Annotated in this window: 19 protein-coding genes; 10 read left to right on the plus strand and 9 right to left on the minus strand. The window is 38.9% G+C overall.

Going from position 1 to position 21,869, the window contains the following annotated elements; all coding sequences use genetic code 11:
* Positions 1–235 precede the first annotated feature (235 nt).
* Positions 236–976, plus strand: coding sequence for a DUF1573 domain-containing protein (locus ACWITO_RS04930; protein WP_448528897.1), 741 nt, complete (start codon positions 236–238; stop codon positions 974–976).
* A gap of 124 nt (positions 977–1,100) precedes the next feature.
* Here ACWITO_RS04930 and ACWITO_RS04935 read toward each other — a convergent pair whose 3' ends face one another.
* Genes ACWITO_RS04935 through fumC form a run of 3 tightly spaced genes read right to left on the minus strand, consistent with a single transcriptional unit; the run spans position 1,101 to position 4,970 of the window.
* Complete coding sequence (locus ACWITO_RS04935; RefSeq protein WP_448528898.1) at positions 1,101–1,907, minus strand: SDR family oxidoreductase; 807 nt, start codon at positions 1,905–1,907, stop codon at positions 1,101–1,103.
* A 24-nt stretch (positions 1,908–1,931) separates the two neighbouring features.
* On the minus strand, positions 1,932–3,542 hold the full coding sequence (locus tag ACWITO_RS04940) for a GMC family oxidoreductase (protein WP_448528899.1): 1,611 nt from the start codon (positions 3,540–3,542) through the stop codon (positions 1,932–1,934).
* A 33-nt stretch (positions 3,543–3,575) separates the two neighbouring features.
* Positions 3,576–4,970: a class II fumarate hydratase gene (fumC, locus tag ACWITO_RS04945; RefSeq protein WP_448528900.1), complete on the minus strand. Its 1,395-nt coding sequence runs from the start codon at positions 4,968–4,970 to the stop codon at positions 3,576–3,578.
* Positions 4,971–5,139: 169 nt separating this feature from the next.
* On the opposite strand from fumC, the gene ACWITO_RS04950 reads away from it, so the two are divergent.
* A complete protein-coding gene (locus tag ACWITO_RS04950) occupies positions 5,140–6,375 on the plus strand; it encodes an HD domain-containing protein (RefSeq protein WP_448528901.1) in 1,236 nt (411 codons plus the stop codon).
* On the opposite strand, the gene ACWITO_RS04955 is transcribed toward ACWITO_RS04950, so the two are convergent.
* From ACWITO_RS04955 to ACWITO_RS04975, 5 genes are all read right to left on the minus strand, one after another.
* Positions 6,365–7,927, minus strand: a complete 1,563-nt coding sequence (locus ACWITO_RS04955) for a S8 family peptidase (RefSeq protein ID WP_448528902.1) — start codon at positions 7,925–7,927, stop codon at positions 6,365–6,367. The genes ACWITO_RS04950 and ACWITO_RS04955 overlap by 11 nt on opposite strands.
* A 50-nt stretch (positions 7,928–7,977) precedes the next feature.
* Entirely contained in the window at positions 7,978–8,781 is an 804-nt protein-coding gene (locus tag ACWITO_RS04960) for a hypothetical protein (RefSeq protein WP_448528903.1), read from the minus strand.
* 59 nt (positions 8,782–8,840) lie between these two features.
* Positions 8,841–9,296: a DUF2147 domain-containing protein gene (locus ACWITO_RS04965; protein WP_448528904.1), complete on the minus strand. Its 456-nt coding sequence runs from the start codon at positions 9,294–9,296 to the stop codon at positions 8,841–8,843.
* Positions 9,297–9,405: 109 nt separating this feature from the next.
* Positions 9,406–11,232, minus strand: a complete 1,827-nt coding sequence (locus ACWITO_RS04970) for an ABC transporter ATP-binding protein (RefSeq protein WP_448528905.1) — start codon at positions 11,230–11,232, stop codon at positions 9,406–9,408.
* A 148-nt stretch (positions 11,233–11,380) separates the two neighbouring features.
* On the minus strand, positions 11,381–12,679 hold the full coding sequence (locus ACWITO_RS04975) for a UDP-N-acetylmuramoyl-tripeptide--D-alanyl-D-alanine ligase (RefSeq protein ID WP_448528906.1): 1,299 nt from the start codon (positions 12,677–12,679) through the stop codon (positions 11,381–11,383).
* A gap of 89 nt (positions 12,680–12,768) precedes the next feature.
* Here ACWITO_RS04975 and ACWITO_RS04980 point away from each other — a divergent pair, with 89 nt between their 5' ends.
* From ACWITO_RS04980 to ACWITO_RS05015, 8 genes are all read left to right on the plus strand, one after another.
* A complete protein-coding gene (locus tag ACWITO_RS04980) occupies positions 12,769–13,629 on the plus strand; it encodes a hypothetical protein (protein ID WP_448528907.1) in 861 nt (286 codons plus the stop codon).
* Positions 13,630–13,639: 10 nt separating this feature from the next.
* Positions 13,640–14,746 carry a lipid-A-disaccharide synthase gene (gene lpxB, locus ACWITO_RS04985; protein ID WP_448528908.1) on the plus strand — a complete coding sequence of 369 codons (1,107 nt, stop codon included), beginning with the start codon at positions 13,640–13,642 and terminating at the stop codon, positions 14,744–14,746.
* 91 nt (positions 14,747–14,837) lie between these two features.
* Entirely contained in the window at positions 14,838–15,173 is a 336-nt protein-coding gene (locus ACWITO_RS04990; protein ID WP_448528909.1) for a hypothetical protein, read from the plus strand.
* A gap of 2 nt (positions 15,174–15,175) precedes the next feature.
* Entirely contained in the window at positions 15,176–17,629 is a 2,454-nt protein-coding gene (locus ACWITO_RS04995) for a heavy metal translocating P-type ATPase (RefSeq protein WP_448528910.1), read from the plus strand.
* A gap of 139 nt (positions 17,630–17,768) precedes the next feature.
* Complete coding sequence (gene ccoS, locus ACWITO_RS05000) at positions 17,769–17,945, plus strand: cbb3-type cytochrome oxidase assembly protein CcoS (protein WP_448528911.1); 177 nt, start codon at positions 17,769–17,771, stop codon at positions 17,943–17,945.
* A 13-nt stretch (positions 17,946–17,958) separates the two neighbouring features.
* Positions 17,959–20,121 (plus strand): cytochrome-c oxidase, cbb3-type subunit I, encoded by a 2,163-nt coding sequence (gene ccoN, locus ACWITO_RS05005; RefSeq protein ID WP_448528912.1) that lies wholly within the window; start codon positions 17,959–17,961, stop codon positions 20,119–20,121.
* 60 nt (positions 20,122–20,181) lie between these two features.
* Complete coding sequence (locus tag ACWITO_RS05010) at positions 20,182–20,370, plus strand: CcoQ/FixQ family Cbb3-type cytochrome c oxidase assembly chaperone (RefSeq protein ID WP_101357624.1); 189 nt, start codon at positions 20,182–20,184, stop codon at positions 20,368–20,370.
* A complete protein-coding gene (locus ACWITO_RS05015; RefSeq protein ID WP_448528913.1) occupies positions 20,367–21,245 on the plus strand; it encodes a cbb3-type cytochrome c oxidase N-terminal domain-containing protein in 879 nt (292 codons plus the stop codon). The genes ACWITO_RS05010 and ACWITO_RS05015 overlap by 4 nt, the downstream gene beginning before the upstream one ends.
* A 51-nt stretch (positions 21,246–21,296) precedes the next feature.
* On the opposite strand, the gene ACWITO_RS05020 is transcribed toward ACWITO_RS05015, so the two are convergent.
* Complete coding sequence (locus tag ACWITO_RS05020) at positions 21,297–21,815, minus strand: T9SS type A sorting domain-containing protein (protein WP_448528914.1); 519 nt, start codon at positions 21,813–21,815, stop codon at positions 21,297–21,299.
* Positions 21,816–21,869: the final 54 nt, after the last annotated feature.

Consider the following 21,869-nt stretch of genomic DNA (forward strand, 5'->3'; position numbering starts at 1 on the left):
AATAGTAAGTCCTACTGAAAAATAAAAAAATTACGGAATATTTTTTTGTAAAAAAATCTAAAAGCCTTCAAAAATCTTGTCAAAATCAAAAGTTAAGTATTTGTTTTTCAGAAATTTAATTCAAGTCCTAAAATTATTGTATCTTTAACAAATTCCTAACAATAAATTTTGCTTTTGGGCGTTTGGAAAAATAGTTGTAACTTTGTATGGTGTTTTATCAAAACCTTATGAACTTATGAAAAAGCTATTTTTGCTGGCAATGTTGTGGGCAGTGGGAAGCCTACTTTACGGACAAAGTGTTATAGAATTTGAAAAGGAAAGCCACGATTTTGGCACTATTCAGGAGGGGCAAATTGCTACTTACGATTTTATTTTCAAAAATAAAGGTAAATCTCCGCTTATTCTGCAATCGGTAGAACCCTCTTGTGGCTGTACTACACCAAATTATACGCGTGAGCCTATTCCTCCGGGAGGCAAAGGCAAAATCACAGTTTCCTACAATAGCCAAGGACGCCCCAATGCTTTCACCAAAACTGTTACGGTTCGCACCAATAGCACCGAACCTGTAAAAGTGCTGTATATCAAAGGGTTTGTAAATCCCAAAGCCCCTACCCCCGCCTCGCAAGCGGAACTAGCATTAGAAAAAACAGAGTTTAATTTAGGCAATTTGCAACCCGGACAAACTGCTATTCAAAAAGTTACACTCAAAAGTGTAGGAAAAGAGGATTTACGCATTATAGCAGTACGTAGCGATTGTAATTGTATTACTCATAATTCTATAAACTCTATTAAACCTGGAGAAAGTGCTATTTTAGAGCTCAAATACACGCCACGCCAAAAAGGTAATCTTACTGAAACCGTAATGATTTATTCTAATGACGGCAAAACACCCACACATATGATTAAGTTGAAGGCTTTTGTTGCCGAAGGCTCTCCGCTGAAAGAGAACGCCCAAAAAAATCCTTTTGGCTTCTAAAAAACAAAACGGTAGCATTAAATAATGCTGCCGCTCTTGCTTTGTACAACTTTTCAACTATTCTGCATCATATTTGCCTAAACCCAACTACGCAGAATAGTTTTTTATTTTTTAGGCTCTAAATTCAAAACGGCGAATCTGGCTCTTTTTTCAAGGCATTAAAAACGAGTTTATCAATCCAATTTTTAGGTAGCCATTTATTGAGCCAAACCGTCAGTTTCCCCTGCGAAGTGAGTATAAGTTCTTTTTTTCGTTTTCTAACTGCCTTTAAGATATGCTCGGCAACTTCCTCTGCCGACATCATTTTCTCTTCTTCTCTTGGCGATTCGCCTTGCTGTGAGCCATCTTTGGCAAGTGCTGTTTTGCGAATATTGGAAGCAGTAAAACCTGGTGCGGCAATAAGTACGTGAACATTTTTGGGTAAAAGTTCGGTTCGCAGTGCTTCCAAGAAACCATTCATTGCAAATTTAGAGGCTGAATAGCCTGTACGAGCTGGCAAACCCCTATAGCCTGCAATAGATGAAATCCCTACTACCGAACCTTGCGACTGAATAATATGAGGCAAAGCAAATTTGGTCATATACACCATTCCCCAAAAATTCGTTTCCATTACCTTACGAATTACTGAAAGCTCGCACTCTTCAAATAAAGCCCGCATAGAAATACCCGCATTGTTGATAAGCACATCAATTTTCCCAAAATGGTGCACCGTATCTGAAATTACATTGGCACAATCGTTTTCATGGGCTACATCTGCTATAATAGGCAAGCAACTTATCCCCAACTGATTGAGTTGCAAAGCAACTTCTTGCAAATTTCGCTCATTTCTGCCCGTAATTACTACCTTTGCCCCTGCCTTTCCAAAGATTTCTGCACAAGCACGCCCTATACCCGAAGAACCTCCCGTAATAACAACAACTTTATTCTGCATCGTCTTATTAGTTTTAATTCGTTTTTAATTGTCTTTTAAAATCAAATCTGCTGCTTTTTCGGCTATCATAATAGTCGGGGCATTGGTATTGCCACTAATAATTTCAGGCATAATAGAAGCATCTACCACACGCAATTTTTCTATGCCTTTTACCTGTAATTCATTATTTACCACAGTACTTTCATCATTTTCTTTGCCCATTCTACAAGTGCCTACGGGGTGATAAACACATTCCAAAGTTTTTCGGATATGTTCGGCAATAAATGCTTTATCATCAATCCTTGAAGGAAAATAAAGTTCTTTTCGGTACTTATCAAAAGATGTAGCTTGCATTACTTCATAAGCCTTACGAACACCTTGAATGAGTTGTTCTAAATCTGCTTCTTCTGCTAAATAGTTCGGCTGAATGATAGGAGCATCAAAGGGATTGGCGGAACGCAAACTTACAAAACCTCTGCTCTGCGGTTTGAGCAAAGTTGCCAAAATAGAATAACCACTATGGCGAGGATACTCGTCAAGATTATACAAATCCACCCCATAATTGCCCAAGTGAGCAGGTACAAAGTGAAATTGCATATCAGGTCGGTCGCTTTCAGCATTGAGCCGTAAAAAAGCATTGGCTTCCAGAGGCGAAGCCGTTGCAAAACCTTTTCTGAAAGCAAAATAATTGAATAAACCTTTTAACTGATTGAGCATTTTGAGGTCATTATTGGCAGTATTTACTTTTGCCGAACTACTCACAATAGCAAAACAATGGTCTTGCAAATTTTTCCCAACAGCAGGTAAGTCTTTAATTACTTCAATTCCATTTCTTTGCAAAAGTTCTTTTTCGCCAATACCTGAAAGCATCAGAATTTGAGGCGAGCCAAAAGAACCCGCCGAAAGGATAATTTCTTTGTTGGCTATAAAAATTTGCTTTTGAGCAGTTCCAAAAGCCACTTCAACCCCTTGTGCTATATCATTTTTGATAATAATTTTGCTTGCAATGCCTTTTGTAATAACTTTCAGATTAGAGCGAGCAAGAGCAGGCTTCAAAAAAGCCTGTGCCGTACTATGACGACGATAATTTTTGATGGTAAATTGAAAAAAATTCGTTCCTTCCTGATTTTTACCGTTAAAATCAGGATTAAACGGGATACCACATTCTATGCAAGCCTCTATAAAAGCCTCTGAAACGCTATAATGCGAATACGCAAAACGCACATTGAGCAAGCCCCCTCTGCCGTGAAAGCCTCTATCTACTTTATCGTAGTCTTCATTATTTTCTGACTTGATAAAATAAGGCAATACCTCTGCAAAACTCCAACCTTTACAACCCATTTTTGCCCAATCATCATAATCTTTGGCATTGCCTCGTATGTACGCCATAGCATTGGTAGAGCTACTTCCTCCCAAAACCTTACCACGTGGCTGAAATAGCCTTCTGTTATTTACAAAATTTTGGGGTTCTGTATAAAATGCCCAATCTACACTGCTTCTGTTGAGTTTGGTGTAGGCGGCAGGAATGTGTATTTCTAACTTGCTATCTTTTCCACCTGCTTCAATCAGCAAAACTTTGTTTTGAGGATTTTCAGAAAGCCGATAAGCAAGCACACAACCCGCCGAACCTGCTCCGACAATGATATAATCGTACATTTTGGTAGTTTTTGCGTATAATTTGAAAGCAAATTACAAGTTGCCTACCATTTTAGTAGGATTTACCCACGCATCAAACTGCTCATTCGTAACCAAGCCCAATTCCAAAGCCGCCTGACGCAAAGTTTTGTTTTCTTTGTGTGCCTTTTTGGCAATTTTAGCGGCGTTTTCGTAGCCAATATGCGGATTGAGAGCTGTTACGAGCATCAAAGAGTTTTCCAAATGCTTCTGAATTACCTCATAATTGGGCTCAATACCTACGGCACACTTATTATTAAACGAAACGCAAGCATCGCCAAGCAAACGAGCCGATTGCAGTACATTATAGGCAATTAGAGGTTTGAAAACATTGAGTTCAAAGTGTCCGTTAGAGCCACCCATACTTACGGCTACATCATTACCAATCACCTGACAGCAAACCATTGTAAGAGCTTCGGGTTGCGTAGGATTGACCTTGCCCGGCATAATAGAAGAGCCAGGTTCATTATCAGGAATTAAAATTTCCCCAATACCACAACGAGGACCCGAAGAGAGCATACGAATATCATTGGCTACTTTCATTAGTGCTACTGCACTGCGTTTCAAAGCCCCCGATAGCTCTACCATTGCATCGTGAGCGGCAAGGGCTTCAAATTTATTGGGAGCTGTTACGAAAGGATAACCTGTAAGTTCGGCAATTTTTTGAGCAACCAGTACATCATAACCTTTGGGAGCATTGAGTCCTGTACCTACGGCTGTTCCGCCAAGAGCAAGCTCTCGTACCATTTCCAAAGCATTCTTAATGGCTCTTATGCTATTGCGAATTTGTTGCACATAGCCCGAAAACTCTTGCCCCAAAGTTAGCGGTGTGGCGTCCATAAAATGCGTTCTACCCGTTTTTACAATATCTTTGAAGGCTTTGGATTTTTCTTCCAAAGTATTTGCCAAAAGTTCCATTCCGGGTATGGTAACTTCTACCACCATTTTATAGGCGGCAATGTGCATAGCCGTAGGATAAGTATCATTAGAGGATTGAGATTTATTGACATCATCGTTGGGGTGCAAAACCTTTTTTTCATCAGTTAGCTTGCCTCCTGCCTGTACGTGTGCGTAATAGGCAATCACTTCATTGACATTCATATTAGATTGCGTACCCGAGCCTGTTTGCCAAATCACAAGAGGGAACTGGTCGTCTAATTTTCCTGCTAAAATAGCATCGCAAGAGTTGGCAATCATTTGGGCTTTTTCGGCAGAAAGCACGCCTAATTCCTTGTTGGCAAGAGCGGCGGCTTTTTTCAGATAAGCAAAAGCATAAATAATTTCTTTGGGCATAGAACCTTCTGCACCAATACGGAAATTATTACGACTTCTTTCGGTTTGGGCACCCCAATACACGTGAGCAGGCACTTGTACTTCGCCCATTGTATCACGTTCTATTCTGTATTCCATAATGATTTTTCAGTTTATTTTTGTGTTGCAATTTAAGAAAAGGTTTTTAGGTGCAAAAGTTCAAGGCTCAAAAGTTAAATTTCAAGCCTGCTTTTTCAAGAAGTTTTTTTACAAACCTATTTGACAAAAATTTTGTTTGGCTAATAAAACTCAAAAAAGTCTTTATCTTTTGAAAGCTCACAAACCCAAAATCCTCAACGACCCTGTTCACGGATTTATTCAAATCCCTGATGGCATCATTTTAGAATTGATTGAACACCCCTATTTTCAACGCCTACGAAGAATAAGGCAATTAGGTTTGACAGATTTTGTGTATCCTGGTGCTTTACACACGCGTTTTCATCACGCTATCGGAGCAATGCACCTTATGGGAGTGGCTCTGGATACCCTTGAAAGCAAAAAGCACCATATCACCCAAGAGGAGCGTCAGGCGGCACAAATCGCCGCCCTGCTTCACGACATAGGGCATAGCCCACTTTCCCACGCCTTGGAAACGACCATTCTGCAAAATGTTCATCACGAAAAAATGTCGCTTCTGCTAATGCAAAAGCTCAATGAACATTTCAAAGGCGAGTTAGAGCTGGCTATTCAGATTTTTACAAATCAGTATCATCGTCCTTTTTTTTATCAACTGGTTAGCAGTCAGCTTGATGTAGATAGGCTGGATTATCTGCAAAGAGATTGCTTTTTCACAGGGGTTTCCGAAGGAGCCATCGGGGGCGATAGAATCTTGAAAATGCTGGATATTCATAACGAGCAACTCGTAGTAGAAGAAAAAGGAATTTATAGCATTGAAAACTTCCTCACAGCACGGCGACTGATGTACTGGCAAGTATATTTACACAAAACCACTATCAGCACCGAGCAAATGATTATTCAAATTATTCGCAGAGCAAAGTTTTTGGCTCAGAATGGAGAGAATGTTTTTGCCAGCCCTGCCCTACAATGCTTTATGAAAAATGAAGTTCAATTTAGCGACTTTGAAAAAAATCCTTCACTTTTGGAAAGCTATGCTCAATTAGACGATTATGATATTTGGGGAGCCGTGAAAGTTTGGCAACATCATAACGATAAAGTGCTTGCCACACTTTGTAAAATGATACTTGCTCGCAAACTTTTCAAAATTCTACTTACTGCCGAAAAAATACCCACCGAACTGGTGAAAGAACGCCGTAAAGATTTACAAATCGCTTGGAATTTGAGTAAAGAAGAAGTAGATTATTTTGTTATTCACGGCACTACGCTCAATATGGCTTATCAGGAAAAGAACAATCCTATTTTGGTGCTGACGAAAAAAAAAGAGGTCTTGGATATTTCCCAAGCCTCCGATTTGCCTAATATCAAAGCATTGACTAAAATTGTAAGAAAAAACTATTTAGCCACTGCCCAAACAGCTATTTTTTAGTCATTTCTTCTGCCAAACGTACTGCTTCGTAAGCATTGATAATACCACCTGTTACGCAGAGGTCAGAAAGTTTTACTTTTTCGCCTTTTGCACCCGGTTTGTTGATGTCTTGGGTATAGCGAATAGCTGATTTCATTAGTATTTCTTTCACTTGTACTGCGGTGAGTTCGGGATAATAAGACATTAGCAATGCCGCTACCCCCGCAGTAGTAGGTGCCGCCATACTGGTACCGCTGGCTTTTTTGTATACATTTTTGTCGGGTACCGTAGAGTAAATATCCACCCCTGGTGCAAAAACATCTACTTTGGTTTTGCCATAGTTAGAAAAATTAGCTACAAATTTGTTATCTTCATTGTGCCAACTGGAAGCTCCGATTTCAAGCCAATTTTTGGCTTCGCCACTGCTTGCATAGTATTTATTAGGGAAATTAGGCTCTACTTCTAAGTTTTTGGCATCATTTCCTGCGGCGTGAATAAGTAAAACCCCTTTACTTTCCGCATACTTTACGGCTTCATCTACAAATTTTTTATCAGGCGAGTAGCCTTTGCCAAAACTCATATTGATAATTTGAGCTCCATTATCTACGGCATAAAAAATGGCATTGGCAATATCTTTATCTCTTTCATCACCATCAGGAACGGCACGAATAGGCATAATAAGCACATTGCTGGCTACTCCTTTGATACCCAAGTTATTATCACGATTAGCGGCGATAATACCAGCCACGTGAGTTCCGTGAAAAGCATCAGGACCTTTTACATCATTATTGCCGTAGCCTTTTTCACGCAATTTTTTAGGGTTATCTCCTACAATTTTACGAGGATTAAACTCGGGATTTAAGCCAAAATCCAAAGCATTTTTTAAGCCTTTTTCATAATATTCTTCCAACTCTTCGGGGGTTGCTCCTATCATAAAGGCAAACAAAGTTTTGCTTTTGGCTTCTTTGACTTTCAGGTCTGTATCGGGAAGTTCAAGGATATTTTCTTTGGTCATTGGTTTGCCTGCCAGAGCCTTTTTTACGATTTGTATAGCTTCGTAAAAAGGTTTCAGTTGCTCCATTTCTGTTTTTTTCTCTTCTCTCTTTGCTTCCAACTCTTTTTTTACTTTTTCAAAATATTCGTATTCAGGGTCTTTGGGATTGGGCTTTTTGAATTTTTTAGAAAGACGGGCAAACTCGCGGGCTACTTCGTAAGAATCTTGGTGGATATTTTTGCCATTTTTGCCACCAATAAAATTCCAACCATTTACGTCATCAACAAAGCCATTGCCGTCATCATCTTTACTATTGCCTGCAATTTCTTTGGTGTTTGTCCAAATTTTGCCTTTAAGGTCTTCGTGTTCAATATCAACTCCCGAATCAATAACAGCAACAATAACGGTGCGTCCTTTTTTATTTTTGAGTAGTTCTTCGTAAGTTCTTTCGGTACTTACGCCTCGTACATTATCTTTTTTAGGGTCTAGGTTGAACCAATTTTCAGGAGCTTTTTCTTGAGCTTTTGTTGCGATGCCTAACAAAGAAAACATCACAGCAGGTATAAAAACTTTTTTCATTTCGCTATATTTTTTTGATAGTTGTAAGTAAAACGGAATACAAAGACAAATTATTTTCTGCCACCAAAAAACATACTCAAATACAAAGCGGCAAAAGTAGAATAGTTTTTTACAGGGTCGGAAGTAAAATTGGCATTCAAAAGAGGCATTTCTTGGAAAAATACATCTACAACAAAGCCTGTTTCTATACCTGTAAGGCTAGTTTTGAAGGCACTGGTTTCAAAGGTAAGTCCAATTTTGGCATTGATGCCGGGTACTACTTTCATTTGCCCAAAACCTGCAAAGAAAGCACCTCTGCCTTCTATGCGTTCTTCGGTAAAAGGTACGCCATATTTGCTTTGAAAGAGGGCATCATCTCCAAAATTGTATTGGTAAAAAGGCAAATCGGTTGTTCTGTTATTAACTCCACCTACTCCGCCCGATGTATTGTAACGTATCAGGTAGGGTTTGAGCATACCCAAGCTCAAGCCACCTGCAAGCACTGCATTTACTTGTACGCCTTCTTGGGGGGCTTTGCGGAAAAGTACCAAGTCTTTGCCAAACTGCAAACGTAAATTGTAAAGATAATTTTGCTTACCTCTGACAAAAGCCTGCCCACCGCTTATATTAGAAACCGAAAAACGATACTCTTGCGGATGGCGAATACCTACGAACTCTACGGTATAAGTAGTATTTACACGGGCATTGTCCGTAACTTTTCCATATTTGAAACTAATGCCTCCGGGAAAATTGGCATTGGTATTGATATTTATGCCAAAAGTAAATTCCTTTGTCAGTTCATCTTCCAAGATACTTTGAGCTTGCAAATGAACCGAAAGTAAGAATAAGAAAAAGATTTTAGCAATTTTTGACATAAGCCTAACGAGAAAAAACCTACAAGGCTGAAAAACTTGTAGGTCTGTATGCTATCCAATTATTTTTTTACTTGTCTTGTCCAAGTTGCAGTTCTACCAATACCTGTGCCGGGTATTTTCCCTTTGAGGTTTATGGTATTTTCGTCTGCCATAGTAACATCACAAGTATATGTATTTCCTGATTTGGGGTCATAGATACGGGCATCATCGCCGCCCCATTTTTTAGAACCTTTGTATTCAAGGTTAATGAGATTTACCAGACCTTTTACAGGTTTGCTTCGCATTGCTTCGTTAGGGTTTTTCTTATCTAATCTTGGCTGACCTGTTTCGGGGTCGTTGGGTTCTTTGAGCCAAACAATTCTGCCGTTATACTTGCCCTCTTTGGTTTTGTAGATTTGAATACGAGCCGAACCCTCATCATTCATCCATATACCTACGATAGCATCTCCATCGGCTTGGGCAAAAACATTGATAGCTAAAAATGCAAGAACAGCCAGTAAGCTAACTTTTTTCATACGCTTTTAAGAGTTTAGGTGAAAATTGATTTTAACAAACAAAAACGTGGCAACAATTATACCAAAATTTTTAGAATTTGTTGCAAAATAGTGAAAGTTTTTTTAAGCCTCAAATCATATCTTGCGTAGCGTATTCCATTTGCATGCGTACCAAATTGGCATAAATACCATTTTCGTTTTGCAGAAGTTCTTGATGAGAGCCTATTTCGGCGATTTTTCCTTCGTGTAACACATAAATAACATCAGCATTGCGAATAGTGGCAAGTCTGTGGGCGATAATAATAGTAGTTCGGTTTTTCATCAGCTCATTGAGAGCATCTTGAACAATTTTTTCCGATTCGGCATCCAAAGAGCTGGTAGCTTCGTCCAAAATCAAAATACTTGGGTTTTTCAGAATAGCTCTTGCAATAGCGATACGCTGGCGTTGCCCTCCCGAAAGTTTTACCCCCCTTTCGCCTACAAGGGTACTCAACTTTTCAGGGAATTTTTCAATAAAATCCCAAGCATTGGCTTTTTTGGCGGCTTCAATGATTTCTTCATCACTGGCATTGGGTTTGCCGTAAGCAATATTTTCTCGGATAGTTCCACCAAAAAGAATGAGTTCTTGGGGTACAAGAGCCATATTAGCTCTAAGGCTGTGCGTATCCCATTGCTCCAAAGGTTTTTCATCTACCCAAATAGCATTGGGAGGTACATCATATAGTTTCATAATCAGTTGGACAATCGTAGATTTACCCGCCCCACTATGCCCTACAAGTGCTACTTTCTGCCCCTGATGAATTTTCAGCGAAACCCCTTTCAAAACTTCTAAATCGGCTCGGGTGGGATAGCTAAAATGCAGATTTTCAATCTGAATTTCTCCTTTTACTTTTTCTAAATTTTCCAAATTTGCAAAATGCGTAATTTCAGATTTTTCGCCCAAAATTTCCAAAATTCTTTCCGATGCCCCAATCGTTTTTTGAAGTTGTGCGTACAAATCGCCCATACCTGCCACCGAAGCCCCAATAAATATGGTGTAAAGAATAAACTCAATGAGTTCCCCTGTTTTGAGTGAGCCTTCGGCAATCAGATTTGCCCCATACCATAGCACCAGCACAATTCCCCCAAAAAGAGCAAATATCAGAAATGAAACAAAAGCCCCTCGGAATATCGAAGTTTTTAGAGCAATTTTTACCAAATTATCTAATTTGTTTCGGTAACGTTTCTGCTCCCACCATTCGTTGGTAAAAATTTTTACCACTTGTATTGCCTGAAAAGTTTCTTCTACAATGGTATTGGCTTGTGCGAGTTCGTCTTGGGCTTTTTTAGAAAGTTTGCGAATAAATCTGCCAAAAAGTATAGCCGCCACAATCATTACAGGGAAAGTAGCAAGCATTACCAAAGCAAGTTCTGTATAACGAATAAGCAAAATACTTACCCCTATGGTAAGCACGGCTACTTGCCTGAAAATTTCAGCCAAACCAAATGAAAGCATACTTTCAAGCTGACTTATATCGGTATTGATACGGCTGACAAGGTCGCCTACACGATTTTTTTCAAAGAAATTTATCGGAAGTGTAATAATTTTGTTGTAGAGGCTGGCTCGTAAATCAGCCATTGTTCTTTCGCTTACATTGGCAAAAAGATATACCCGAAAAAAAGAAGCCAATGCCTGCAAAAGCAATATCACCAAAAAAACAAAAGCTACCTGATTGACGCTTGTAAGTATCCAAGAAGTATCTCCCGATGCTACATCTGCAATTTTACCCGAAAGCGTTGGGAAAGTAAGCGTAGTAAGTGTAGAAACTACTAAAAAGAACATTCCTACCCAAAAATACCCCCGATAAGGACGTGTATAAGCTAATAGTTTTCTGATTTTGGCAAAGCCTTCTTTGGTAAGTTTGCGTTTTTTATCAGGATTTTCGCCATTTTCTACGAAACGACTGCGTGGTGGCATAAGAAATTTTTTGCAAAATTATTAAAAATAAAGCAAGATAAAAATGATTTTAATCAAGAGCTAGCGAAATTTGCTTTTGGATTTTACAAAGGTTGATAGCAAAGATTTCAAAAATCAACTACTACAGGGCTAGTATCCTTATGTCTAATCACAAAACTTCTAACACGCTTTCCATCTGCGTACCTCTTGACCCTTTGATAAGTAAAAACCAATCTTGCAAGTTTTTGTCTTTGAGCCAATTATGCAAAGAAAATTTATCTGTAAAAAAGTAGGCTTGGGGCAAAAACTCCAAAGCAGGTTGCATTTCATTTCCGTATAAAACAACCAAATCAAAATTCTTTTCCGCAAGCAACTTGCCCAAATTTTGATGTTCGGTGAGGCTGTAAGAACCAAGTTCGTTCATTTGCCCTAAAATAACGCCTTTGGGTTGTGAGCTTTGAATATGGGCAAAGTTTTCAATGGCTTTTTTCATTGAACTCGGATTGGCATTGTAGGCATCTAAAAGAATAATATTGGTATTTTGTTGTAAAATTTGAGAGCGATTGTTACGAGGTTTATAGCTCAAAATTGCCTCGTCCATTTTATCAGCAGGAACGCCAAAATATTTGCCTATACATAAAGCCGTGGCAATGTTTGCAAAATTATACTTGCCTACCAGTTGCGTTTGAATGAAACTGCCTTGCTCATTTTCGTAAGCCACAAAAAAGTCTGAATTGACTAATTTACAATGCAGATAATCTTGCTCGTTGGGATATGTGAAGGTTCGCTTTTTAGGAAATTTGCTTTTTTGAGCAAGTGTTAGCAGTTCTTTTTCATTGGTATTGAGAAAAATTGCACCTTTGTTTTTTTGCAAATATCTGTAAAGCTCACCATTGGCTTGCATTACTCCTTCCAAACTACCAAAACCCTCCAAGTGGTCTAAACCGATATTAGTGATAACACCACAAGTAGGCTGTGCTATTTGACAAAGAAAAGCCGTTTCGCCTATATGATTTGCCCCAAGTTCAATCACAGCTATTTCAGTATTTTGGGGAATGGAAAGAATAGTAAGTGGCACCCCAATATGATTGTTCAGATTACCTTGCGTAGCAAAAGTTTGATATTTTTGCGACAAAACAAGAGCTGTAAGTTCTTTGGTAGTAGTTTTGCCGTTAGAGCCTGCAATCGCTACAAAAGGAATTTGCAAATGCTGGCGGTGCATTTGGGCTAATTGTTGTAATGTTTGCAAAGCATTTTTAACTAAAATACACTTTTCGCTTGTCTGATATTTTTCTTCATCAATAATGACATATTCGGCTCCTTTGTCCAGGGCTTCTTGGGCGAAGGCATTTCCATTGAAATTTACTCCTTTCAAGGCAAAAAAAAGGCTTCCTTTTTCTATTTTACGAGTATCGGTAGAAGCTTTGCGATAGGCAAGATAAATTTCATAAAGCTGACTTATCTGCATAAAACTGCACTTTACAAAAACAAAAATAAACAAAACCTCGCAAAGAAACACAAAAAATTTATACTTTTGCCCGATAAACGCTAAAATGTATGAATACAACCAACACCCCACAAACCTACGAGGAAATTGACCTCTTGGAGCTAATTATCAAGATTTACAAATTTTTCAAAAAACGAATTTTGCTCATTTTGGCGGTAATGGTTGCTTGTATCGGATTAGGGGCACTCAGTAGCTATTTGGTTTTCCAGCCTCGTTACCAATCTACTATGATTTTTCAGTCGCGTTCAATGACTGCCTCGGAGGTAGTAGGGGTAACCAATACGCTCAATAACTTGGTAAGAGAAGAAAATTACACTGAAATTGAGAAGCTGACAGGTTTGCCCAAAGAGATTGCTAAAAAAATTGAGAAATTAGAAGCCGCTCCTAATCGTGAAATTCAAAAAAATATTGATAAAGATATACGCAGGGACTCTACACTTGCCCTTACCATAGAAACTACCGATAACGAAAATTTGGATAAAATTCAGCAGGGCTTTGTCAAGTATCTGGAAAACCTTCCTTATGTACAAAAAAGAACCCAGTTATTCAAGGAAGGTAGAGAGCGTATGCTTGTACAAATACAAAAAGAAATTAAGCACGTAGATAGTGTAAAACGTATCATAGAAGCTAGTCTTTTAGCCAAAAACCCTATTATTCTCAATGGTGGTAATGAATTTTCGGCAGAACTACTAAAACTTTATAATGCGGAAAATCAGGTAAGAGAAGAATTAGCCTTCCCCCAAGATATAAAAGTTATCAAAGATTTCACTCGTTACCAAAAACCTCGCAAATTTTCTATTCGTGAAACTTTGGGAATTTCGGCACTGATAGGTTTTATTTTAGGCGTTTTGTGGAGTTTAGTGATTGAACTCAATAAAATTATTCGCCAAAGAGAACAAAATACCAACTAAAATTTTCTTTGTGAAATACTACTTGGTAATCGGTGAGCGTTCAGGCGATTTACACGCCTCTAATCTGATGAAAGCTATCAAAAATCTGGATAGCCAAGCCGATTTTCGTTTTTTAGGCGGCGAGCAGATGCAAGCCGTAGGTGGAAACTTGTTTTTGCATTACAAAGAAATTGCCGTGATGGGCTTTTTGGAAGTGCTTTCCAAATTGCCTAAAATTTTCAAGTTTCTTTCACTTTGCCAAAAAGATATTCTTGCCTATCAGCCTGATGTAGTAATTTTAGTAGATTTTGCGGGTTTCAATATGCGAATTGCTCGCTTTTGCAAAAAGCATCATATTCGCACCTTTTACTACATTTCTCCTAAAATTTGGGCTTGGAATACCAGCCGTGCCTACAAAATCAAGAAATATGTGGATAGAATGTTTGTGATTCTGCCCTTTGAGAAAGATTTTTACAAAAAATTCAACTACGAAGTAGATTACGTTGGTAACCCTCTTTTAGATGCTATCCATAGCTTCAAAGGCGAAGATGATTTTTTCAAGAAAAACAACCTTTCTCCCCAAAAACCTATTGTAGCGGTTTTGCCCGGTAGCCGAAAAAGCGAACTTCACTACATTTTGCCTACAATGCTTTCTTGCAAGCCTTATTTTTCAGAGTTTCAGTGGGTAGTAGCAGGTGTTGATAATGTGCCTACCGAAATGTATGATATTTGCAAGCAATACGAAATTCCTGTTTTGTACAACCAAACCTACGATTTACTGGCTCACGCTCATACAGCAGTAGTTACTTCGGGTACAGCCACTCTGGAAACAGCTCTTTTTGGTGTGCCACAAGTAGTTTGCTACAAAGGCAATGCTCTTTCGTACCAGATCGCCAAACGCTTGGTGCAGGTGCGTTATATTTCTCTTGTCAATCTCATAATGAACCAGCCCGTAGTAACCGAGCTTATCCAAAACAACTTGACTACTGAAAACTTACGAAAAGAATTAGAAAAGATTGTTTCGGGAGAAGCACGCGAAAAAATGCTCCAAAACTACCTCACACTCAAACACATAATGGGTAATGTAGGTGCTTCACAAACAGCGGCTCAGAAAATGATTGAATATTTGAGCCAATAATCCCTGACAAAAGTCAGTTTTTCTACTCCAAAAACTCATACCCTCCCCCACTTTTCCATACTAATTTTGGAAACAGAAATAGTATGGACTTATGACCGTCAAGGAGTTTATCAGTCGGAAAGTAGAGCCTAAAACGCTTACCAAACTCATTGTCTTGTTTTTTTATTCAAACAGAGATGAGCAAAAAATTGCTTTGCAAACAGAAAATCTGCTTTCTTCTTACACGCAAGCAGGCAAAATGCACTTTTTCAGCATTGATGCGAACCTTCACCCCGAACTTACCAAAAGTTTCAACGTCAAGCGTTTTCCTAAGCTAATTCTCATTTTTGAAGACAAAGAAATTGGCAGATTTGCCCAAGAAAGCATCAGTGAAGCACTTATAGAGGAAATAATCCAAGATTTGAAGGTTAAAAATATTTTGCAATAATTATGTCGGCTACTCATACCCATATTGCTACTACTTGCTACCATTGCGGCGATACTTGCAAGCCCAATGAAACCATATTCTACGATGATAAGCCTTTTTGCTGTAATGGTTGCCAGCAAGTATATGCTCTTTTGCAAGAAAATGGCTTGTGCGAATATTATACAATGGAAGATTTGCAACGTATTTCGCAGAAAGCCGAAGTAAGAACCGAAAAGTATGCTTATCTGAATTTACCTGAAATCAAAGCCAAATTGCTGGATTTTTCCGATGGCAATACTGCCAAAATCACTTTCTATGTACCTTCTATTCATTGTAGTTCTTGTATTTGGCTTTTGGAAAATTTGCATAAGCTCAACCGAGGTATTCAGTATAGTCGTGTAGATTTTCTAAAAAAACAAGTAGCCGTAAGCTATCTGGAAAAAGAAACAGATTTGCAGGCTATTGTAAGCCTAATGGCTCAAATCGGCTATGAGCCACATATCACACTAAGCGACACCGAAAAAGCTGAAAGCGAACAAAAACGACTCAGCCGCGAGCAGAAGCAAATTATTGCCAAAATTGCCGTAGCAGGCTTTGCCTTTGGTAATATTATGCTGATTAGCTTTCCCGAATACTTCGGTTTTGATAGCCATTCGGAAGGCTCTTTTCGTAAATTTTTCCAATACATCAACTTTCTGATTGTTCTACCTGCTTTTTTCTATTCGGGCTGGGGCTATATCCATTCTGCTTACCAAAGCCTTCGCAAAGGCATTGTAAATATTGATTTTCCTTTGGCTCTTGGGTTGATAGTTCTGCTTACCCGCAGTGCTTATGAAATTTTTGCTGATATAGGTGCAGGCTACGTAGATACCCTTGCAGGGCTTATTTTCTTTTTGCTTCTGGGAAAATGGTTTCAACAACGCACCTACGATATACTCCGCTACGATAGAGATTTCAAAGCCTATTTCCCCGTAGCAGTGAGCGTACAAACTGCCGAAGGCACTGAAAAGCAAGTACCTGTTGCACAGCTAAAAGTAGGCGATAGAATAATTATTCGTAACCAAGAACTTATCCCCGCCGATAGCATTTTGCTCAAAGGTGAGGCTAACATTGATTATAGCTTCGTAACAGGCGAGGCTATGCCTGTGGAAAAAGTTTTGGGCGAAATTATTTATGCAGGGGGCAAACAAGTTGGCTCTACCATTGAGTTGGAAGTAGTTAAATCTGTTTCGCAAAGCTATCTTACAGAGCTTTGGAACAAAGACGAATTTCAAAAGAAAAAAGCCAACCAAGAAGCTACTATCCGCTTGCAAAACTTTTTGAGTAAATATTTCACATTTGCTCTTTTGGCAGTTGCTTTTGGGGGTATTGTATATTGGTTATGGCAAAATGATTTGGCAAGAGCTATCAATGCCTTTACAGCAGTGCTAATTATTGGCTGTCCTTGTGCTTTGGCACTTTCATCGCCTTTTGCTTTGGGTACAGCAATGCGTATAATGGGTAAAGCCAAATTGTATCTTAAAAATGTAGCCGTTATTGAGCAAATGGCTCAGGTTGATACCCTTGTTTTTGACAAAACAGGCACTATTACCGAAACCGATAAGGCTCAAATTGAATGGAAAGCCATAGAGCAAGAATTATCGGAAACAGAAAAAATAGCTATCAAGCTACTTGCTCGCAATTCTACACACCCACTTTCGCAACAAATTTACCAATATCTGACTTTGGAACTTCCCAAAGAAATGGAAGTCCAAGATTTTGAAGAATTTACAGGAAAAGGTATCAGTGGTAAAGTTGGAAATCTATGGGTGCAATTAGGTTCGGCAAAATGGCTTGCAGTAGATGTGCCCGTGCAAGACTACCATAGCAAAGTGTTTGTGAAAATCAATGGCAATTTGAAAGGCTATTTTGTATTTCGCAATAGCTATCGCAAAGCAATAGCTACACTTACACAAAACCTATGGAACAGAGGCTACGACTTGCACTTGCTTTCAGGCGATAATGCAGGCGAAGCCCCATATCTTGTAAAATATTTCTTGAAAAACGAAAAAATGCACTTCAATCAATCACCTCACGATAAATGGGAATTTGTAAAAAATTTACAAAAAAGCGGTAAAAAAGTAATGATGCTCGGCGATGGCTTAAATGACGCAGGAGCATTGCAAAAAGCAGATGTAGGTGTAGCTGTAACCGAAAACATTGCCTATTTCACTCCTGCCTCCGATGCCATTCTGGACGCCTCGGCAATGGATAAAGTTGAGGGGTTCTTGAAATTGGCTCGCAAAAGTATGAATGTTATTAAGCAAAGTTTTGCAATATCTCTGATTTACAACATTATAGGACTTTCATTTGCAGTACAAGGCACGCTTTCGCCACTCATTGCGGCGGTGCTGATGCCTTTAAGTTCTGTTACGGTAGTGGCTTTTACCACTTTGAGTGTAAAAGCCAAAGCCAAAAGCATTTTATATCGGGATTAAACTGATTTTCAAAAAGTTTTTGTAGTAGGAAGAGGGAATAACTTTTGAGCAATCAAACCTCAAACAATTAAACTTTGAACATTTTGCATTTTTTGAATATAAATTTTTTCAAGGATAATTTCATAAACAACCGAATTGTATGTCAGTGATTTATTTTCTTTTGAGTGTCAGTGTAATAATGGGAACGCTATTTCTGCTGGTGTTCCTGTGGAATTTGCGAAGCGGACAATACGAAGATGACTATACACCTTCAATACGAATACTTTTTGAAGATAAAAAACCTTCTAACCCCGACAATTTTTCATCAAAAACCTAAAATCTAACAAGTTATGGAAGTAAAAACTTCATCTATTCACACCCATAGTGGCGTACTGGAAAAGTTTGAGTACGACAACACGATTGTTCGTAATTTCGGTATTGCTACGGTAGTTTTTGGGATAATTGGAATGCTTGTAGGTCTGCTGGTTGCCTTTCAGCTCGTTTTCCCCGAACTGAATTTTGGCATACCTTACACTACTTTTGGGCGTATTCGTCCTTTGCATACCAACGCTGTTATTTTCGCCTTTGTAGGTAATGCGATTTTTATGGGCGTGTATCATTCTATGCAACGCCTGCTCAAAACACGTATGTATAGCGATTTGCTCAGCCAAATACACTTTTGGGGCTGGCAACTCATTATTCTTTCTGCCGCTATTACCTTACCTCTGGGTTATACTACTACCAAAGAATACGCAGAATTGGAGTGGCCTATTGATATTGCCATTACACTCGTTTGGGTAGTATTTGGTATCAATATGTTCGGAACACTCATCAAACGCCGTGAAAAGCATATTTATGCCGCTATCTGGTTTTATATTGCTACTTGGGTAACCGTGGCAATGCTCCATATTGTCAATTCCTTTGAGTTGCCTGTCAGTTTCCTAAAAAGCTATTCACTTTTTGCAGGGGTACAAGATGCTCTTGTACAATGGTGGTACGGGCACAATGCAGTGGCTTTTTTCCTTACTACCCCATATTTAGGCTTGATGTACTACTATCTGCCTAAAATGGCAAATCGTCCTATTTATTCTTACAAACTATCTATTTTGCATTTCTGGACACTGATTTTCATCTATATTTGGGCGGGTCCTCACCATTTGCTTTACTCATCTACTCCCGACTGGGTGCAATCTTTGGGGGTAGTCTTTTCTGTAATGCTTATTGCTCCTTCTTGGGGTGGTGGTATCAATGGCTTGCTTACCCTTCGTGGAGCTTGGGATAAAGTACGCGACGATGCCTCGCTGAAAATGATGGTTGTTGCTATTACGGCTTACCTAATGGCAACCTTTGAAGGTCCTATGCTTTCGCTCAAAAACGTAAATGCCATTGCCCACTTTACCGATTGGATAGTTGCTCACGTACACGTAGGTGCTTTGGGTTGGAATGGTATGATGAGCTTTGCCATTTTGTACTACATTATTCCTCGTGTATATCAAACTGAAATTTATTCTAAAAAACTAATGAATACACACTTCTGGATAGGTACGCTGGGAATAGTGCTGTATGCTATACCTATGTATGTTTCAGGATTTACACAAGGTTTGATGTGGAAAGAATTTGCCGAAGATGGTACTTTGCGTTATGGAAACTTCTTGGATACCGTTACCAAAATTATACCTATGTACGCAATGCGTGGCATTGGGGGTACACTTTATTTCACGGGGGTAATTGTAATGGTGTATAACCTTTGGAAAACTGCCAAGCAAGGAAAGTTCGTTGCCAATGAAGCCGCCGAAGCAGTTTCCTTCCGTACCCAACCTGTGGGTGAGCTAAAAGGATGGCATAAAATTTTTGAAACCAAACCCTTATTGATGCTTGTTGGCTCTTTGATTGTCGTTTCTATTGGTGGTTTGGTACAAATGATTCCCACTTTTGTTATCAAAGAAAATATCCCTACCATTGCCAGCGTAAAACCCTATACCCCATTAGAACTGGAAGGTAGAGATTTATACATTCGCGAGGGTTGCAATGCTTGCCATACCCAATTGGTTCGTCCTTTCCGCTCCGAAACCGAACGCTACGGCGAATACTCCAAATCGGGAGAGTATGTGTACGACCACCCTTTCTTGTGGGGTTCTAAACGTACAGGACCCGATTTGATGAGACTTGGTAAGAAGTATCCCGATTCTTGGCACTATCATCATATGCGAGAGCCTGTTTCTATGTCGCCCGGCTCCATTATGCCCCCTTATCCTTGGCTTTTAGAAAATACAATGGATTACGCCGACATTGAAAAGAAAATGCAAGTTCTCCGAACTATGGGCGTTCCTTACAGCGACGAAGACATCAAAAATGCCCGCAAGAAAATTGATGAGCAAGCGATGCAAATCGTAGAAAATTTGAAGAAAGAAAAAGTGAAAGTAGAGAAAAATACTGAAATCGTGGCTCTGATAGCTTATTTGCAACGCTTGGGTACTGATATTAAAGTACAAGAGCAAACCGCTCAAAAGTAAAATTTGGGGGCTTTTGCCCCCTTACCCAAATTTCTGTAAAGAAACCAAATTCTAAAATCTATGAGGCAGTTTCTCAATGGTGTGCAAGGCGTGGATATTTATCTGATTATCTCGCTACTGATATTTTTCACCTTTTTTATAGGAATGCTTGTGTGGCTGATTACAGCCAAGAAAGATAAAATGCAACAAATCAAAAATATTCCCTTAAACGATGGTTCTATCCCTAACCAAAACTTATCAAAACAATGAAATCCGTGTTTCGCAAAATTAGTCTTTTAGCTTTGTTTGCTTTGGCAAGTATGCCACTCAAAGCCCAAGAAGTAGTAGCCATTCAGAAAAGCAGTGAGGAAGAGATGATTTTCTGGATTTTGGCTTTCCTGATTGGACTCACCGCTACCATAATCGTCCTTCTTATCATTACGATTTTCCAACTGCTCAATCTTTTGCAAAAAGAAACCAATCGGGTTACAGGCGAGCATTTGAGCCTTTGGGAACGCTTTTTGGGTTTCAAACCCAAATCGCAAGAACATAAACTCTTGCTTGATGAAGATTTTGACGGCATCAAAGAATTAGATAACCCCATTCCTGCTTGGTTCAACTGGTTTTTTGGGGTAACCATTGCCTTTGCAGTATTGTATTTGCCTATTTACCACGTATGGAAAGTTTGGGATTTACAAGATGCCGAATACGAAAAAGAGGTCAAAATAGCAGAAATCAAGAAAGAAGAGTACCTCAAAAAAGTAGCCAATAGCATTGACGAAAAAAATGTAAAACTTATCACTGATGCGTCTCAAATTCAGAAAGGGGCAGAAGTGTATAAATCTAATTGTGCCGCCTGCCACGGACAAAAAGGCGAAGGACTGGTAGGTCCAAACCTTACAGATGAATATTGGCTCTATGGTGGCAAAATCAATGATATTTTCAAAACTATCAAGTATGGTACGCAGAAAGGTATGCCCGGTTGGCAAAAACAGCTAAATCCACTTCAAATTCAGCTTGTAAGTAGCTACATTCATTCCCTCAAAGGCACTAACCCTCCTAATGCCAAAGAACCACAAGGTACCAAAGAAAGCGGCGAAGGAGGAGAAAATAACGAAGGTAAAGCCGTTTCGCAAGCCAACTAAACAACCATTCGAAACCATAAAAAAGGTAGCCTGCTGGGGCTACCTTTATTTTTAGTTCCCTTGAACAATCAACTTTTCTGTATAAATTTCCCTTTCTGTGTGTATTTGCAAGATATACAAGCCTCTTGGTAAATGGTTTAGACTTATAGTCTTTCTTTCCCTTGCATCTTCTATGCTAATTGGTATTTTATTCCCTTTCAAATCTTGCAGAGAAATCTTTTGAATCTCCTCATCAAGCTCTACAAACACCTTATCGCTTGTAGGATTAGGGTAAATAGCAATTTTAGATTTACCTGCAAATTGTACGGTTGCTATACGAGAAAATTTGTAAAAACCATCTTTATCCAAAACTTTCAAACGATAATAAACCATATTAAAAGGCACATCTATATCTAAATAACTGAAATAAGTTTGATTATTCCACTTTTGCTGATGTATCTCTTGCCAGCTTTGTAAATTATCTGAACGCTCTAAAATGAATTTATCCACATTGATAGCTGTTTGTACAAGCCACTCTATTTGTGCAGTTTGTTTGGATACAGCCTTTGCACGGAAATATATAAACTCCACAGGTAAAGGTGAAAAAGAACTGAAAAATAACGTGAATTATAAGTCTAACTTATT

The sequence above is a fragment of the Raineya sp. genome, assembly GCF_053497555.1.

Coding starts and splice junctions, on each gene's coding strand:
- ACWITO_RS04930 (WP_448528897.1), top strand. CDS start 236: ATGAAAAAGCTATTTTTGCTGGCAATGTTGTGGGCAGTGGGAAGCCTA.
- ACWITO_RS04935 (WP_448528898.1), bottom strand. CDS start 1,907: ATGCAGAATAAAGTTGTTGTTATTACGGGAGGTTCTTCGGGTATAGGG.
- ACWITO_RS04940 (WP_448528899.1), bottom strand. CDS start 3,542: ATGTACGATTATATCATTGTCGGAGCAGGTTCGGCGGGTTGTGTGCTT.
- fumC (WP_448528900.1), bottom strand. CDS start 4,970: ATGGAATACAGAATAGAACGTGATACAATGGGCGAAGTACAAGTGCCT.
- ACWITO_RS04955 (WP_448528902.1), bottom strand. CDS start 7,927: ATGAAAAAAGTTTTTATACCTGCTGTGATGTTTTCTTTGTTAGGCATC.
- ACWITO_RS04960 (WP_448528903.1), bottom strand. CDS start 8,781: ATGTCAAAAATTGCTAAAATCTTTTTCTTATTCTTACTTTCGGTTCAT.
- ACWITO_RS04965 (WP_448528904.1), bottom strand. CDS start 9,296: ATGAAAAAAGTTAGCTTACTGGCTGTTCTTGCATTTTTAGCTATCAAT.
- ACWITO_RS04970 (WP_448528905.1), bottom strand. CDS start 11,232: ATGCCACCACGCAGTCGTTTCGTAGAAAATGGCGAAAATCCTGATAAA.
- ACWITO_RS04975 (WP_448528906.1), bottom strand. CDS start 12,679: ATGCAGATAAGTCAGCTTTATGAAATTTATCTTGCCTATCGCAAAGCT.
- ACWITO_RS04980 (WP_448528907.1), top strand. CDS start 12,769: ATGAATACAACCAACACCCCACAAACCTACGAGGAAATTGACCTCTTG.
- ACWITO_RS04990 (WP_448528909.1), top strand. CDS start 14,838: ATGACCGTCAAGGAGTTTATCAGTCGGAAAGTAGAGCCTAAAACGCTT.
- ACWITO_RS04995 (WP_448528910.1), top strand. CDS start 15,176: ATGTCGGCTACTCATACCCATATTGCTACTACTTGCTACCATTGCGGC.
- ccoS (WP_448528911.1), top strand. CDS start 17,769: ATGTCAGTGATTTATTTTCTTTTGAGTGTCAGTGTAATAATGGGAACG.
- ccoN (WP_448528912.1), top strand. CDS start 17,959: ATGGAAGTAAAAACTTCATCTATTCACACCCATAGTGGCGTACTGGAA.
- ACWITO_RS05010 (WP_101357624.1), top strand. CDS start 20,182: ATGAGGCAGTTTCTCAATGGTGTGCAAGGCGTGGATATTTATCTGATT.
- ACWITO_RS05015 (WP_448528913.1), top strand. CDS start 20,367: ATGAAATCCGTGTTTCGCAAAATTAGTCTTTTAGCTTTGTTTGCTTTG.